General features: G+C 70.3%; 13 protein-coding genes and 1 pseudogene. 10 read left to right on the forward strand and 4 right to left on the reverse strand.

The window, feature by feature from the left end; all coding sequences use genetic code 11:
- Positions 1-67: 67 nt before the first annotated feature.
- The 4 genes from HRJ34_RS22330 to HRJ34_RS22345 all read right to left on the reverse strand — a co-directional run bounded on the left by HRJ34_RS22330 (position 68) and on the right by HRJ34_RS22345 (position 3,438).
- On the reverse strand, positions 68-898 hold the full coding sequence (locus HRJ34_RS22330; RefSeq protein WP_226948900.1) for an MsnO8 family LLM class oxidoreductase: 831 nt from the start codon (positions 896-898) through the stop codon (positions 68-70).
- Positions 899-1,165: 267 nt separating this feature from the next.
- Positions 1,166-1,831, reverse strand: coding sequence for a hypothetical protein (locus tag HRJ34_RS22335; protein WP_208632430.1), 666 nt, complete (start codon positions 1,829-1,831; stop codon positions 1,166-1,168).
- 2 nt (positions 1,832-1,833) lie between these two features.
- The gene (locus tag HRJ34_RS22340) at positions 1,834-2,385 is read right to left on the reverse strand and encodes a peroxiredoxin (RefSeq protein ID WP_011952990.1); all 552 of its coding nucleotides are present in this window, start codon (positions 2,383-2,385) and stop codon (positions 1,834-1,836) included.
- 75 nt (positions 2,386-2,460) lie between these two features.
- Positions 2,461-3,438: a retroviral-like aspartic protease family protein gene (locus HRJ34_RS22345; protein ID WP_011952989.1), complete on the reverse strand. Its 978-nt coding sequence runs from the start codon at positions 3,436-3,438 to the stop codon at positions 2,461-2,463.
- Between the two features lie 239 nt (positions 3,439-3,677).
- On the opposite strand from HRJ34_RS22345, the gene HRJ34_RS22350 reads away from it, so the two are divergent.
- From HRJ34_RS22350 to HRJ34_RS22395, 10 genes and pseudogenes are all read left to right on the forward strand, one after another.
- Positions 3,678-5,183 (forward strand): efflux transporter outer membrane subunit, encoded by a 1,506-nt coding sequence (locus HRJ34_RS22350; protein WP_226948901.1) that lies wholly within the window; start codon positions 3,678-3,680, stop codon positions 5,181-5,183.
- The gene (locus HRJ34_RS22355) at positions 5,183-6,598 is read left to right on the forward strand and encodes an efflux RND transporter periplasmic adaptor subunit (protein ID WP_030091197.1); all 1,416 of its coding nucleotides are present in this window, start codon (positions 5,183-5,185) and stop codon (positions 6,596-6,598) included. Before HRJ34_RS22350 ends, HRJ34_RS22355 begins: the two co-directional genes overlap by 1 nt.
- Positions 6,588-7,316: an ABC transporter ATP-binding protein gene (locus tag HRJ34_RS22360; RefSeq protein WP_011952986.1), complete on the forward strand. Its 729-nt coding sequence runs from the start codon at positions 6,588-6,590 to the stop codon at positions 7,314-7,316. Before HRJ34_RS22355 ends, HRJ34_RS22360 begins: the two co-directional genes overlap by 11 nt.
- A 133-nt stretch (positions 7,317-7,449) precedes the next feature.
- A complete protein-coding gene (locus HRJ34_RS22365; RefSeq protein WP_011952985.1) occupies positions 7,450-8,658 on the forward strand; it encodes an ABC transporter permease in 1,209 nt (402 codons plus the stop codon).
- Positions 8,655-9,365, forward strand: a complete 711-nt coding sequence (locus HRJ34_RS22370; RefSeq protein WP_011952984.1) for an EF-hand domain-containing protein — start codon at positions 8,655-8,657, stop codon at positions 9,363-9,365. Before HRJ34_RS22365 ends, HRJ34_RS22370 begins: the two co-directional genes overlap by 4 nt.
- Positions 9,362-10,069, forward strand: coding sequence for a response regulator (locus HRJ34_RS22375; RefSeq protein WP_011952983.1), 708 nt, complete (start codon positions 9,362-9,364; stop codon positions 10,067-10,069). The genes HRJ34_RS22370 and HRJ34_RS22375 overlap by 4 nt, the downstream gene beginning before the upstream one ends.
- Positions 10,066-11,496 (forward strand): ATP-binding protein, encoded by a 1,431-nt coding sequence (locus tag HRJ34_RS22380; protein ID WP_208632432.1) that lies wholly within the window; start codon positions 10,066-10,068, stop codon positions 11,494-11,496. The genes HRJ34_RS22375 and HRJ34_RS22380 overlap by 4 nt, the downstream gene beginning before the upstream one ends.
- 269 nt (positions 11,497-11,765) lie before the next feature.
- A complete protein-coding gene (locus tag HRJ34_RS22385; protein ID WP_016746465.1) occupies positions 11,766-13,025 on the forward strand; it encodes a 3-methyl-2-oxobutanoate dehydrogenase (2-methylpropanoyl-transferring) subunit alpha in 1,260 nt (419 codons plus the stop codon).
- 79 nt (positions 13,026-13,104) lie between these two features.
- Positions 13,105-14,109 (forward strand): alpha-ketoacid dehydrogenase subunit beta, encoded by a 1,005-nt coding sequence (locus tag HRJ34_RS22390; protein WP_208634410.1) that lies wholly within the window; start codon positions 13,105-13,107, stop codon positions 14,107-14,109.
- A gap of 6 nt (positions 14,110-14,115) precedes the next feature.
- Positions 14,116-15,401 (forward strand): annotated as a pseudogene (locus HRJ34_RS22395) (dihydrolipoamide acetyltransferase family protein).
- The last annotated feature ends 8 nt before the right edge of the window (positions 15,402-15,409 follow it).

A 15,409-nucleotide genomic window follows, 5' to 3' on the forward strand; every position in this document is an offset into this window, starting at 1 on the left:
GCCATTTCGCCTTCGCTCAATGGCTCCTCAGGATGAGCGACGTTGACGGGAGAGGGATGCGTTTCGTTTAAGCCGCTTCCGGCGTCCGCGTCATCCCGAAGGCCTCCGCGATCATCTCGTAGGAGCGGCGGCGCCTGGCGTGGTCGGGCATGATGTTGACCAGCATCATCTCCTGCGCGCCGTACAGCTCGGCGACCTGCTCGATCCCGGCGCGGACCTCGCGGCCGTCGCCGAGCAGCAGGCGGCGGTCGCGGCGCGGCGCCCCGGGGTTGGCGGCGGTCCAGGCGCGCGCGGTCTCGACCGATGGCACCCGGATCGTGTCGCCGCGCAGCAGATGCGCGAACATCATCGCGAAGGGCATCGCCAGTTCCTCCGCCTCGGCACGATCGTCGGCCGCGATCGCCCAGCTGGCGACCATCAGGTGCGGCTCGCTCGCCCAGCGCGACGGGCGGAAGGCGCGGCGGTAGATGTCGGCGAGCGGCAGCGCCTGCGCGTTGATGAAGTCGGCGATGCAATAGGGCAGGCCGAGCTCGCCGGCCCATTGCGCGCTGTCGGGCGAGGAGCCGAGCATCCACGGATCGGGCGAGCCCTGCGTGCCGTCGGGCAGCGATCGGGCGAGCGGCGCGAAGGGATGGTCGGCGGGCAGGCTGTCGGAGAGATAGCCGAGCAGCTCGTTCACGCTCTGCGGGAAATCGTCGGGCGGGATGCGGCGCGACCGGTCGCGCTGGAGGGCGTAGGCGGTGCGCTGGTCCGATCCCGGCGCGCGGCCGAGGCCGAGGTCGATCCGCCCCGGCGCGATCGCGCCGAGCAGCCGGAAGGTCTCGCGATCTTGAAGGGCGATAAGGGGCAGCATGATCCCGCCCGACCCGACCCCGATCCGCTTCGTCGCCAGCGCCACCGGCCGATCAATACCTCGGGTGCGACGCCGATGATGCTCATCGACGCATGATGCTCGGCCAGCCAGTAGCGGTCATAGCCGAGCGCGTCGCAGGTCCGCGCGAGATCGAGCGTGTTGCGGACGGTCTCGGCCGCGTCGCTGCCGGCGGCGACGGGGGACTGGTCGAGGACGGAGAGGCGGAAGGGCGCGGGATCGGTCATGCAGTGAAGGTAGGCAGGCGCGGCGCGTCTGCCAACCGCGCCGCTCCCGCCCGTCGCGACAGAAAAACTATCGGGCGCCCATGAAATCGAGCAGTGGCGCGCCATAGGTCTCGGCGACCTCGGCGATCGGCCGCCCGGTCCGGTCGACGACGATCGCGCGGTGGCGGATCAGCTCGGCCGCGACCGGCGGCACGGTGCGGTCGGTGGCCTCGACGTCGCGGAACATCTCCCACCCCTCGGCCAGCGGCCGCCACAATTGCTCGGCGGAGACGGTGCGCCGGGCGACGCCGAGCGGCGCGACGACGGTGCCGAACGGCGTGTCGCCCCCGTCGAGCTGCGCGTTCATCTCCGCCGTCAGCCGCGACGGGACGTACCAGTTGTCGGCCTCGGACAGCACCCGGTCGCCGCAGCGCAGCCGGACGTGGCGATAGCGGACCGGCTCGTCGGGGCCGATGCCGAGCCGGGCGCGCTGCTCGGGCGCGATCGGCTTGCCGGCGCCGGCGATCCGGTCGGCGACGATCGCCGGCCGATCGGCTAGGCGGTGGGCGCGGCACCAGCCTTCGAGCGTCCGCGTCGCGCTCGGCGTCGCGAGCAGCCGGGCGTTGAGGTCGCTGACCACCGCGGCATATTCGAGCCGGCGGACATAGCCGTCGAGCGGGGCCGCCCGCGCGCCGGCCGGGGCGAGCGCGAGCAGCAGCGCGGCGGCCGAGCGCGCCGCCGTTCCGGGGACCATGCTCAGCGCTTGGCCTTGAGCGCCTTGACCGCGTTCATCGTGCCGCTGACATGGCCCGCGACGCCCAGCTCCGAATGGACGAAGACGATCCGCCCGTCGGGGGCGATCACATAGGAGGTGCGGTTGGTGCGCCCGGTGACGTTGGGGATCAGTCCCGCCTCCAGCGCGACGTCATAGCCCTTGATCATCGCCGGGGTGGCGACGCCGACCGCGAATTTGTTGCGGCATTCCTGGACCGAGAACTGGTTGAGCTTCTCGATCGGGTCGGCCGCCATGCCGACCACGGTCGCGCCCAGCCTGGCGAAGTCGTCGGTCGCCTCGGCGAACTCGTGCGCCTCGACCGTGCAGCCCTTGGTGAAGGCGGCCGGGAAGAAATAGAGCACCACCGGGCCCTTCTTGAGCGCCTTGGCGAGCGAGAAGTCGAAATCCTTGCCGGCGAGCGACGCGCGCGTGTCGAACGCCGGCGCCTTGGCGCCGACCTTGAGCGCGGCTGGCGCGGCGGCGGGCAGGGCGAGGGCGGCGATCAAGCTCAGGACGGGCAGCAGGGGGCGCATTGGACTCTCCATCGGAAAGCCGCAAATTAGCCTTCCATGCGCGAACGTCCAGCCGATCCGTTCGATTCGGTGCGATCAGCCCCGGTGCGGGACCATCCCCGCCAGCTGGGGCGGCGCCACCTGCCAGGCGTCGCCCGGCATCAGGAAGCGGACGTTGCGGTTGGCGAAATCGATCGACACCCGGTCGAACAGCCGCAGCGCGTCCATGCCGAGCAGCACCGACGGACGGTTGTCGAGGCCGAGCCGGTGGAAGATCTGCGCGTCGGCAAAGGCGATCGGCATGTCCTTCAGCGTGACTCCGCCGATCCGGATCTCGTGGACCGAGCTATAGTCGGCCGGGGTCTGCCCGCCGGTGACGCTGGTGATGCTGATCGGCACGACCGGGCCCAGCCGCTTGCGCCGTTCGAGCCGCTCGCGCAGCGCCGGATTGCCGATCGACACCGCCGATCCGGTGTCGATGATGACGTTGACCTTCTGCCCCTCGGCCTCGGCATCGACGAGGATGAGCTGGCCGAGCCGCCGGCGCGCGGTGACGACGATCTCGTCGGTCGCGACGCGGGTCGAGCGGGGCGCCTCGCTGATCGACATGCGCATCGCCCGGAAATCGAGCACGACCCGCTTGGTCTGCAGGCTGTCGATGCCGAGCATGCCGACCGCGCCGAGGTGGAATTCGGAGAGCAGCGGCGCCTCGAACGCCTCCATGCGGCTGCGGCTCGCCGTGAGGTGGAGGCCGGGCACGATCGCCGTCGCGACCTGGTCCTCCCCGGCGATGCTGAGCAGGGTGACGGGGGCTGCCGGCACGAGGGTCAGCCGCTCGGCCAGCTCGCGCGAGAGCACGGTGCGCTCGGCCCCGGTGTCGACGACGAACTGGTAGGTGCCGCCGCCGTCGATCGTCACCGGCACGGTCAGCCGCTTGTTGATGTCGCGGTTGCCCTGGATCGTCTCCGGGGCCGACGGCGCGGGATCGCCGGTGGTGGCGGCGCCCGGGACGGCGATCAGGCCGGCGGCGAACAGCGCGGCCAGGCCCTTGATTACGGGAAGCTTCCTCTCCATCGGTCTCTCCGATCTGGTCCGCAGGATATGCCTTTTCGGAGGCTTCCACAATCGTCTGCCGGCGGCGTCTCGCGGGTGGCCGGCCGGAAAACGCCGCCGCCGATCGCGCCGAAAGGGAACCGGATCGCTGTCGTCCTTGTTGCGATCGGACGACGACGCGGATTATGTGCGATGCGACATCCGCGTTTCAGCGGTGAAATCCCCGGACATGAAAGGGCGCTAACAGAGCCGGCATGAGGATGGACGAACGCCTTGCGAACGCCGCGCGCCCCGCCCTGGGGCTGGGCCTGCTGCTGCTGTCCGCCTGCAATGCGGGGCCGGACTATCGGCCGCCGTCGGTGTCCGACCTGAAGATTCCCGACCAGTTCCAGGCGTCGTCGACGATCGCCGCCGAACAGGACATGGTCGACCTGGCCCGCTGGTGGGACAGCTTCGAGGACCCGATCCTCACCCAGCTCATCGATAGCGCCTTCGCCGGCAATCTCGACGTCGACGCCGCCGCCGCCCGGCTGCGCCAGGCGCGCGCCACGCTGCGCGGCACCCAGGGGCAGGCGCTGCCGACCGCCGGGGCCAGCGGTTCGGTCACCCGCAGCGTCGGCGCCGACAGCCGCACGATCATCGATCCCTCGACCGGCCAGACGATCGGCAGCGGCGGCGACACCACTGTCTATCGCGGCGGCTTCGACGTCGCCTGGGAAGCCGACCTGTTCGGCGGCATCCGCCGATCGATCCAGGCCGCCCGCGCCACCGCCGAGGCGCGCGAGGCCGACCTGCGCTTCACCCAGGCGAGCATCGCGTCGGAGGTCGGGCTCAACTATGTCCAGGCGCGCCTCGCCCAGAGCCGGCTCAGGATCGCGCGCGAGAACCTCGCGGCGCAGGACGAGACCTTCGAGCTGGTCGGCTGGCGGCGCCAGGCCGGCCTCGTCTCCAGCCTCGACTATGAGCAGGCGCGCCAGCTCCGCGCCCAGACCGCCGCCTCGATCCCGACGATCGAGAACGACTATGCGACCGCGGTCAACCGCATCGCGGTGCTGCTGGGCGAGGCGCCCGGCGCCGTCACCGCGCTGATCGATTCGCCCGCCTCGATCCCGCTCGCCCCCGGGGTCGATGCGCCGATCCCCGCGCAGGTGATCGAGCGCCGCCCCGACGTCGCCAGCGCCGAGCGCTCGCTCGCCGCCGAAAGCGCCCGGATCGGCGTGCAGACCGCGCAGCTCTATCCGGCGCTGCGGCTGTCGGGCTCCTTCTCGGGCTCGTCGACCTCGATCGGCAACGTGATCAGCGACGGCATCGGCAACCTCGTCGCGGGCATCACCGCGCCGATCTTCCAGGGCGGGCAGATCCGCGCCGCGATCGTCGGCCAGCGCGCCGCCACCGACGCCGCCTACGACGCCTATCGCCAGGCGGTGCTGACCGCGCTCGAAGAGGTCGAGAACGCGCTGAAGGGCCGCGAGGTCGCCGAGCGGCGCGAGGCCGACCTCGCCGTCAGCTACGAGGCGGCGAACAACGCCGCGCGCTACGCGCAGCTCCAGTACCGGTCGGGCCTGGTCGACTTCCAGTCGCTGCTCGACAGCCAGCGCACCCGGCTGAGCAGCCAGGACACCGCCGCCAGCGCGCGCGCCGCCCGGGCGAGCGCGACCATCCAGCTCTACAAGGCGCTGGGCGGCGGCTGGCAGACCGCGCCGATCCCGGCCCCCGGACCCTATGAAGGCGGCAAACGGCCCGCCCCTGCCGAGACGAGACCCTGATGACCGATCCCGACAAGCAGCCCCAGCAGGATCTGGACGAATTCCTCGGCGTCGAGCCGACCTCGCCGCGCGCGGTGCTGTTCCGCCGGATCGGCATCGGCCTCGCCATCGTCGTGGTGCTGGTCATCCTGTGGCGGCTGATCCTCGGCGGCGACGACAAGGCCGCCTATGCGACCCGCCCGGTCGAGCGCGGCGACCTGACCGTCATCGTCTCGGCGACCGGCAACCTCGCGCCGACCAACCAGGTCGAGGTGGGCTCCGAGCAGTCGGGCATCATCGTCGAGGTCTATGTCGACAACAACGACCGGGTGAAGAAGGGCCAGCTCCTCGCCAAGCTCGATACGTCGCGGTTGCAGGACGCGGTCAACCAGGCCGATGCCGGTCTGGCCTCGGCGCGCGCCGGCGTCCAGCAGGCCGAGGCGACCGAACAGCAGGCGCGGGCGACGCTGCGACGACAGGAACAGGTCTGGCGACTATCGGGCGGCAAGGTGCCGTCGGCGACCGAGCTCGACGTCGCGCGGGGCGATGCGGCCCGCGCGACGGCGGGCGTTTCGACGGCGAAGGCCGCGGTCGACCAGGCGCAGGCCACCCTGTCCTCGGCGCAGACCGCACTGTCCAAGGCGTTCATCCGCTCGCCGGTCAACGGCCAGGTGCTGTCGCGCTCGATCGAGCCGGGGCAGACCGTCGCCGCCTCGTTCAACGCGCCGGTGCTGTTCACCATCGCCGAGGACCTCCGCCAGATGCGGCTCGAGGTGAAGGTGGACGAGGCCGATGTCGGGCAGGTCCAGAAGGGCCAGAAGGCGACCTTCACCGTCGACGCCTTTCCCGGCCGCACCTTCCCCGCGACGATCGAGCGGGTCGACGTCGGTGCCAACGCGACCGGCACCGGTTCGTCGAGCTCGTCGTCGAGCAGCACCGCCAGCACCACGACGAGCGGGGTCGTCGCCTATACGGCGCGGCTGACCGTGGCCAATGGCGACGGGCTGCTCCGTCCGGGCATGACCGCGACCGCCGACATCATCACCACCCAGAAGAAGGACGTGCTGCTCGTCCCGTCGGCGGCGCTGCGCTTCACCCCCGACCGGCAGGCGGCGGGCAGCGACGGCGGCGGGATCACCAGCGTGCTCGCCCCCCGGGTCCGCCGCCGCGGCGGATCGAGCGAGCGCGAGGCGGCGATCGGCCGCGGCAGCAAGCAGACCGTCTATGTCGTCGCCGATTCGGGCAGCCAGCCCCAGCCGGTCGAGATCACCGTCGGCGAGAGCAACGGCAGCCAGGCCGAGGTGACCGGCGGCAAGCTGAGCGAAGGCATGCAGGTCGTGATCGGCCAATATGCGGCGGGCGGCAGCGGCGGCTCCGGGCGCGGCCAGGGGACAGGCGGCCAGGGCGGAAGCGGGCAGCGGCGCAATGGCCAGTGACGTCGCCCCCGGCGAGCTGCTGATCCAGCTCCGCGGCGTCACCAAGGTCTTCGGCGAGGGACCGACCGCCTTCGCCGCGCTCAAGGGCGTCGACCTCGACATCGCGCGCGGCGACTTCGTCGCGGTGATGGGGCCGTCCGGATCGGGCAAGTCGACGACGATGAACATCCTCGGCTGTCTCGACGTGCCGACCGCCGGGCAGTTCCTGTTTCGTGGCCACCAGGTCGAGAAGCTCGAGCGCGACCAGCGCGCGCTGCTCCGCCGCCGCTATCTCGGCTTCGTCTTCCAGGGGTTCAACCTGCTCGCGCGCACCTCCGCGCTCGAGAATGTCGAGCTGCCGCTGGTCTATCGCGGCGAGGAGAAGGCGGCGCGGCGGGCGGCGGCGATGGCGGCGCTCGATAAGGTCGGCCTCGCCGACTGGTGGGACCATACCCCCGCCGAGTTGTCGGGCGGCCAGCAGCAGCGCGTCGCGATCGCGCGGGCGATCGTCACCCATCCCGACGTGCTGCTTGCCGACGAGCCGACCGGCAATCTCGACACCGAGCGTTCGATCGAGATCATGGAGCTGCTGACCGACCTCAACCGCAACAGCGGGATCACCGTGCTGATGGTGACGCACGAGTCCGAGATGGCGGCCTATGCCCACACCATCATCCATTTCCGCGACGGCCTGGTCGAGCGGTTCGAAGTGACCGAAGGGGCGGGGGTGAAGGCGTGAGGCCGTCCCCTTCGACCGTCATCCTGACGAAAGTCAGGATCCAGACGCGCAACGCATCGTTTCGGGCGTTGCGGCAATGGATGCTGAATCAAGTTCAGCATGACGGCTTTGCCGCAGCCGGAGGCCTTGCCTGATGTGGGGCACCACCTTCCTGCTCGCGGTGCGCGAGATAAGGCGGCATCTGCTGCGCTCCTTCCTGACCATCCTCGGCATCGTCATCGGCGTCTGGGCGGTGGTGACGATGGTGACGCTGGGCCAGGGCGCGACCGCCGCGGTCAAGCAGCAGATCTCCAGCCTCGGCGCCAACGTCCTCCAGGTCCGGCCCGGCCAGGGCTTCGGGCGCGGCGGCGGCGGGCCACAGCCGCCCGACTTCAAGATCGAGGACCTCGATGCGATCCGCACCCAGATCGTCGGGGTGCAGGCGGTGGCGCCGCTGGTCCAGTCGACCGGCACCGCCGTCTACAACGCGGCCAACTGGTCGACGACGGTCAACGGCACCAACCGCGAATATTTCACCGCCCAGCCCTGGACCTTCACCGGCGGGCGGATCTTCTCGCCGGCCGAGGAGCAGGCGGGCAAGGCGGTGTGCATCGTCGGCAACACCGTCCGCAACCGGTTGTTCCGCGGCATCGACCCGGTCGGCCAGCGCTTCCGCATCAAGAACATCTCGTGCGAGATCATCGGCACGCTGGCGCCCAAGGGGCAGGGCGGCTTCGGCAACGACCAGGACGACATCGTGCTGATGCCCTACAAGGCGGTGCAGCGGCGGATGACCGGCAATCGCGACGTCCGCATGATGATGATCTCGGTCGACGCCGACTATGACAGCCAGCGGGTGCAGGCGTCGCTGCGCGACCTGCTGCGCGAGCGCCGCCACCTGAGCGACGGCGCCGAGGACGACTTCAACATCTTCGACACCAAGCAGATATCCGACACGCTGTCGGGCACCACCCAGATCCTCACCTCGCTGCTCGGCGCAGTGGCGGCGGTCAGCCTGCTGGTCGGCGGCATCGGCATCATGAACATCATGCTCGTCTCGGTGACCGAGCGGACCCGCGAGATCGGCATCCGCCTGGCGATCGGCGCCGTCGCGCGCGAGGTGCTGCTGCAATTCCTGGTCGAGGCGGTGACGCTCGCCTGCCTGGGCGGGCTGCTCGGCCTGTTCCTGGCGCTGGTCTCGACCCTGATCCTCGCGCCGGTGCTGAAGGTGCCGTTCATCTTCGATCCGCAGATCAACCTCGTCGCCTTCATCTTCTCGGCGCTGATCGGGGTGGTGTTCGGCTATTTCCCGGCGCGGCGCGCGGCGTCGCTCAACCCGATCGAGGCGCTGCGGCACGAATGAGACAGGCCCTTCTCCTCGCCCTGCTGCTGGCGTCGCCCGTCGCCGCGCGCCGCGACGGGCCGCCGCCGGTCTGTCCCGAACCGGTGCGGCCGGTGCTGTTCATCTCGCCGATGGGCGAGCCGTTCCGGCCGAAGGGAGCCAATGATGATCCTGGCGCCGACGATCCGGTCCGGCGCTGGTTCGACCAGGCCGACCGCAACAAGGACGGCGTGCTGACGGTGGGCGAGCTGATGCTCGACGGCGACCGTTTCTTCGCGACGCTCGACAAGGACAAGAGCGGCGAGCTTCTGCCCGACGAGGTCAGCGCTTACGAACAGGACGTCGCCCCCGAGATCCGCCTCTACCAGCGGCGCCCCGAGCGCCCGGCCGACGGCGGCGCGAAGGACGACGATCGCGATCGGCCGCGACCGGCGAAGCGGCGCGGCGGCCGGCCCGGCGCGGGGGCCGGCTATGACGGCGCGATCGGCGCGGGACGCTACGCCTTCCTCAACATCCCCAATCCGGTGGCGGCGGCCGACAGCGACCTCAACCGCGCGATCACCGCGCAGGAGTTCCGCGCCGCCGCCGCCGACCGCTTCGCCGATCTCGATCCGCAGCAGACCAAGGCGCTGAGCTTCGCGCAGCTGCCCAAGACGCCCGCGCAGGTCGCGGCCAACGCGGCCTGCCTCGAACGGGTCAAGGAGAAGGCGAAGGAGAAGCGGCGATGAGCGGCGGCAACCCGTTGATCCTGGTGGTCGACGACGATGGCGACCTGCGGACGCTGATCACCGATTTCCTGCGCGCCAACGGCCTGCGCGTCGAAAGCGCCGCCGACGGCGCCGAGATGGACGCGCGCATCGCCGCCGAGCGGCCCGACCTGATCGTCCTCGACCTGATGATGCCGGGCGAGGACGGGCTGTCGATCCTGCGGCGGGTGCGCAAGCCCGGCGGCCCCGCCGTGATCATGCTGTCGGCGATGGGCGAGGACACCGACCGGATCATCGGGCTGGAGGTCGGCGCCGACGATTATCTGCCCAAGCCGTGCAACCCGCGCGAGCTGCTCGCCCGCATCCGCGCGGTGCTGCGCCGCCGGGGCGAGGAGGCCGCCGCCGCCGCGACGGGCGGGGCGGTCCGCCGCTTCGGCCCGTGGACGCTCGACATCGTCCAGCGCGAGGTGCGTCGGCTCGACGCGCCGGCCGCGCCGCTGACCGACGCCGAGTTCCGCGTGCTCGCCGCCTTCCTCGACCGGCCGCAGCGCGTGTTGAGCCGCGACCAGCTGATCGAGGCGGGCAAGGGCGTCGACAGCGACGTGTTCGACCGCGCGATCGACGTGACGATCAGCCGGCTGCGCAAGAAGCTCGGCCCCGACGATCCGATCCGGACGATCCGCAACGAAGGCTATATGTTCACGCTGAAGGTCGAAGGCGAATGACCCGCGTGCGCGGCGGCGGCCTGTCGATCTTCTGGCAGACGCTGCTGCTGCTGCTCGCCAGCGTCGCGGTGGTGTTCGTCGTCACCGTCGCGCTGTTCGCCTGGGCGCCGCCGCCGCGCCCCGACTTCAACAGCCTGTCCGACATCGCCGAGGCGCTGGCCGGCCGCAAGATTCCGCGCGAGCGCCGCTGGCGGGTGATGGTCGTCCCCCACGGCCACGCCGGCCCGGTCGACCTGTCGCCGGCGCCGCCCGTCCGGCCCGACCCCGACGATCATGAGCGCGAGCGGCGGCTGGGCACGGTGCAGCGGCCGGCGCCGCCGCTGCCCGACCCGAACATGGTCAGCTCCGACGTCTTCACCGCGCGGCTCGCCGACCGGATCGGCGTCCCGATCGAGGATGTCCGGCTGTTCTTCGAGCCCGACCAGCGCAGCAACATGCCGTTCGGCGGCCGCGACGACCGCCGGGTGATCGTCCGCCGCGGCGAGCCGCTGTTCTTCGACACGGTCGTCGCGGGGCTGCGCACCGACGGCGGCTGGCGGGTGGTGCGGACCCCGCCGCGCGCCTGGCTGGCGTCGTGGCAGCAGCGGATATTGATGCTGTTCGGGCTCAGCCTGCTCGCCGTCATCCCCTTCGCCTGGATCTTCGCGCGCGCGCTGGCCAAGCCGATCCGCCGGATCGCCGACGCCGCCGACCGGATGGGCGCCAACCCGCAGGCGCCGCTGATCGTCGAGGAAGGGCCGACCGAACTGCGCGTCACCGCCCATGCGCTCAACCGCATGCAGCAGCGGTTGTCGGCCTATCTGGCCGAGCGGACCAACATGATCGGCGCGATCGCGCACGACCTGCGCACCCCGCTCGCGCGGATCGCCTTCCGCATCGAGGGCGCGCCCGACGAGATGCGCGAGAAGGTGCAGGCCGATATCGAGCAGATGCGCGCGATGATCGCAGCGACCATCTCCTTCGTCCGCGATACCGGCAGCGTGAACATCGTCGAGCCGGTCGCGATCGATCGGCTGCTCGCCGACCTCGCCGCCGACGAGCGCGAGATCGGCCGGCCGGTGGCGCTGGGCACGGTCGAGCCGGCCGAGGTGGCGGGCGACCCGATGGCGTTGAAGCGCCTGTTCCAGAACCTGATCGACAATGGCGTCGCCTATGGCGGCGGGGTCGAGATCGGCGTCGCCCGGATCGAGGCCGAGGCCGAGATCCGGATCGCCGATCGCGGGCCCGGCCTTCCCGACAAGGCGCTGGAGGCGATGTTCCAGCCGTTCGAGCGCGGAGAGCCGTCGCGCAACCGCGCGACCGGGGGAATCGGCCTCGGCCTCAGCATCGCCCGGGCGATCGCGCAGGAACATGGCGGCAGCCTGATCCTCGCGAATCGGGCCGGCGGCGGGCTGGAGGCGATCTGCCGCCTGCCGGTCCGGGGCTGACAGGGGCGGTCCACGGTTCGTCATCCCAGCGGAAGCTGGGATCTCCCTTTTCTTCGTCTCCTGCGCTCCAACCAAGGCAGGGAGGTCCTGGCTTCCGCCAGGATGACGGAGATTTCGCGGCGGCGGGAATGGCGGTAGAAGGATCGCTTTCCGGCGAGTCCGTGAGCCGTTGTAATTTTTGGAATGGCTGTTGTAATATTATTCCAAGAGGCTATAGGCGCGATAAGGGTCAGCAGTGCTGACCGATTAGGTATGAGGATGAGCTGCGCATGACGGGCCGTAACCTGCCGCCGCTGTCGCTTCACGTGCCCGAGCCGGCGTTCCGGCCGGGCGACACGGTCGACTTCGCCGACTTCGACATGCCCGTCGCCGGGGCGGTGCGCCGGCCGCCGGTCGACGCCGGCCCGGCCGACCTGCGCGACATGCCCTATGCGATGGTCCGCGTGCTCGACGACGAGGGGCGGGCGCAGGGGCCGTGGGACCCGCGCCTCGCGCCCGAGACGCTGCTCAAGATATTGCGCAGCATGGCGCTGACCCGCGCCTTCGACGAGCGGCTCTACCGCGCGCAGCGCCAGGGCAAGACCAGCTTCTACATGAAGTGCACCGGCGAGGAGGCGACCTCGGTCGGCGCCGCCCATGCGCTCGACTATGACGACATGTGCTTCCCGAGCTACCGGCAGCAGGGCCTGCTGATCGCGCGCGACTGGCCGATCGTCGACATGATCAACCAGATATACTCGAACCGCGCCGACCGGCTGAAGGGCCGCCAGATGCCGATCATGTATTCGGTGCGGCAGGCCAGTTTCTTCTCGATCTCGGGCAACCTCACCACCCAATATCCGCAGGCGGTGGGCTGGGCGATGGCGAGCGCGGCGCGCGGCGACACGCGGATCGCGGCGGCCTGGTGCGGCGAGGGATCGACCGCCGAGGGCGATTTCCATTCCGCGCTGACCTTCGCCGCCGTCTATCGCGCGCCGGTCATCCTCAACGTCATCAACAACCAGTGGGCGATCTCGTCCTTCTCGGGCTTTGCGGGGGCCGAGGCGACGACCTTCGCGGCGCGCGCGATCGGCTATGGCATCGCCGGCCTGCGCGTCGACGGCAATGACGCGCTCGCCGTCTATGCCGCGACGCAATGGGCGGCGGACCGGGCGCGCAACAACCACGGCCCGACCCTGATCGAACATTTCACCTATCGCGCCGAGGGTCATTCGACCTCGGACGACCCGACCAAGTACCGATCGGCCGAGGAGGGTGGCAAATGGCCGCTCGGCGACCCGATCGCGCGGCTCAAGAAGCATGTCGTCGGCCTCGGCATCTGGGACGAGGAGCGCCAGGCGGCGATGGACCTCGAGGTCGCCGAGCTGGTCAAGGCCGCCCAGAAGGAGGCCGAGAAGAACGGCATCCTCCAGGACGGCCTCAAGCAATCCTTCGATTCGATGTTCGAGGACGTGTTCGAGGAGATGCCGTGGCACCTGAAGGAGCAGTCGGCCCAGATGCACGACGAGCGCAAGGCGGCGGGGATATGAGGGCGTCGCATATCGTCGTCCCGGCCTCCGCCGGGATGACGCGTGGGGAGATCGTCGCATGACCGAAGACCCCCGCACGATGAACATGATCCAGGCGATCAACTCGGCGATCGACGTCGCGATGGGCCGCGACGACAGGATCGTCGTGCTGGGCGAGGACGTCGGCTATTTCGGCGGCGTCTTCAAGGCGACCGAGGGGCTGCAGAAGCGCTACGGCAAGACCCGCGTGTTCGACACGCCGATCAGCGAATGCGGCATCATCGGCGTCGCGGTCGGCATGGCGACCTACGGCCTGCGCCCGGTGCCCGAGATCCAGTTCGCCGACTATATCTATCCGGCGCTCGACCAGCTCGTGTCGGAAGCGGCGCGGCTGCGCTACCGCTCGGCCGGCGAATATACCGCGCCGATCACGGTGCGCACCCCGTTTGGCGGCGGCATCTTCGGCGGGCAGACGCACAGCCAGAGTCCCGAGGGCATCTTCACCCATGTCGCCGGGCTCAAGACGGTGATCCCGTCCAACCCCTATGACGCCAAGGGCCTGCTGATCGCCGCGATCGAGGACAATGATCCGGTGATCTTCTTCGAGCCGAAGCGCATCTACAACGGCCCGTTCGACGGCCATTACGACCGCCCGGTCCAGCCGTGGAGCAAGTTCGCCGAGAGCGCGGTGCCGGAGGGCTACTACAAGGTGCCGCTCGGCAAGGCGCGGGTGGTGCGCGAGGGCAACGACGTCACCGTCCTCGCCTATGGCACGATGGTCCATGTCGCGCACAGCGTGATCGAGGAGACCGGCATCGACGCCGAGCTGATCGACCTGCGCACGCTGGTCCCGCTCGATATCGAGACGGTGGTCGAGTCGGTCAGGAAGACCGGGCGCTGCATGGTCGTCCACGAGGCGACCAAGACCAGCGGCTTCGGCGCCGAGCTGTCGGCGCTGGTGCAGGAGCATTGCTTCCACTGGCTGGAGGCGCCGGTCCAGCGCGTGACCGGATGGGACACGCCATATCCCCACAGCCTCGAATGGGCCTATTTCCCCGGCCCGGTGCGGCTGACCGAAGCGTTCAAGCGCGTGATGCAGGATTGATCCGAGATGGGCACCTATAGTTTCAAGCTTCCGGACATCGGCGAGGGCATCGCCGAGGCCGAGATCGTCGCCTGGCACGTCGCGCCGGGCGACATGGTCGAGGAGGACGCGCCGCTCGCGGACCTGATGACCGACAAGGCGACGGTCGAGATGACCGCGCCGGTCGCGGGCAAGGTGGTGAAGATCGCCGGCGAGGTCGGCGAGCAGATCGCGATCGGCTCGATCCTCGCGGTGTTCGAGGTCGAGGGCGACGGCGCGGTCGAGGCCGAGCCGGCGCAGGTGGTGAAGCCGGAGCCTTCTTCCTCTCCCCTCTCTTCCAGGGAGGGGCCGGGGGTGGGTGGCGAGCGAAGCGAGCCTGCACCGATCGAGGCCGGGGAAAAGCCGTCGGCTGCGCCGACAGGAACCCTGCCAGCCCTCCCCGCCTTGCGGGAGGGGAAAATCCTCTTCCCCGCCGCCGGATTCCGCAGCGCGCCAGGGACCTCGGCATCGACCTCGCCGACGTCAAGGCCGCCGAGGACGGGCGCGTCCGCCATGCCGATCTCGACGCCTTCCTCGCCTATAATGCCGGCGGCGGCTATCGCCCGGTCGGCCGGGCCCGCGCCGACGAGCAGGTCAGGGTGATCGGCCTGCGCCGCCGCATCGCCGAGAACATGGCGGCGTCGAAGCGGGCCATCCCGCACTTCACCTATGTCGAGGAGATCGACGTCACCAAGCTGGAGGAGCTGCGCGCCGACCTCAACGCGACGCGCGGGGCCAAGCCCAAGCTCACCATGCTGCCGCTGCTGATCACCGCGATCTGCAGGACGCTGCCCGATTTCCCGATGATCAACGCGCGCTACGACGACGAGGCGGGGATCGTCACCCGCTCGGGCGCGGTCCATCTCGGCATGGCGACGCAGACCGACGCCGGGCTGATGGTGCCGGTCATCCGCGACGCGCAGGACCGCAATATCTGGCAGCTCGCGAGCGAGATCGTCCGGCTGGCGGAGGCCGCGCGCAGCGGCAAGGCGACGTCGGGGGAGCTGTCGGGATCGACGCTCACCATCACCTCGCTCGGCCCGCTCGGCGGCATCGCGACGACGCCGGTGATCAACCGGCCCGAGGTCGCGATCATCGGCCCCAACAAGGTGGTCGAGCGCCCGGTGTTCCGCGACGGCCAGGTCGTCGCCGCCAAGCTGATGAACCTGTCGATCTCGTGCGACCACCGCGTCGTCGACGGCTGGGACGCCGCCAGCTTCGTCCAGGCGCTCAAGCGGCTGATCGAGACGCCCGCGCTGCTGTTCGTGGATTGAGCTTCCTT

The sequence above is a fragment of the Rhizorhabdus wittichii genome, from assembly GCF_017607425.1.
GTDB lineage: Bacteria > Pseudomonadota > Alphaproteobacteria > Sphingomonadales > Sphingomonadaceae > Rhizorhabdus > Rhizorhabdus wittichii.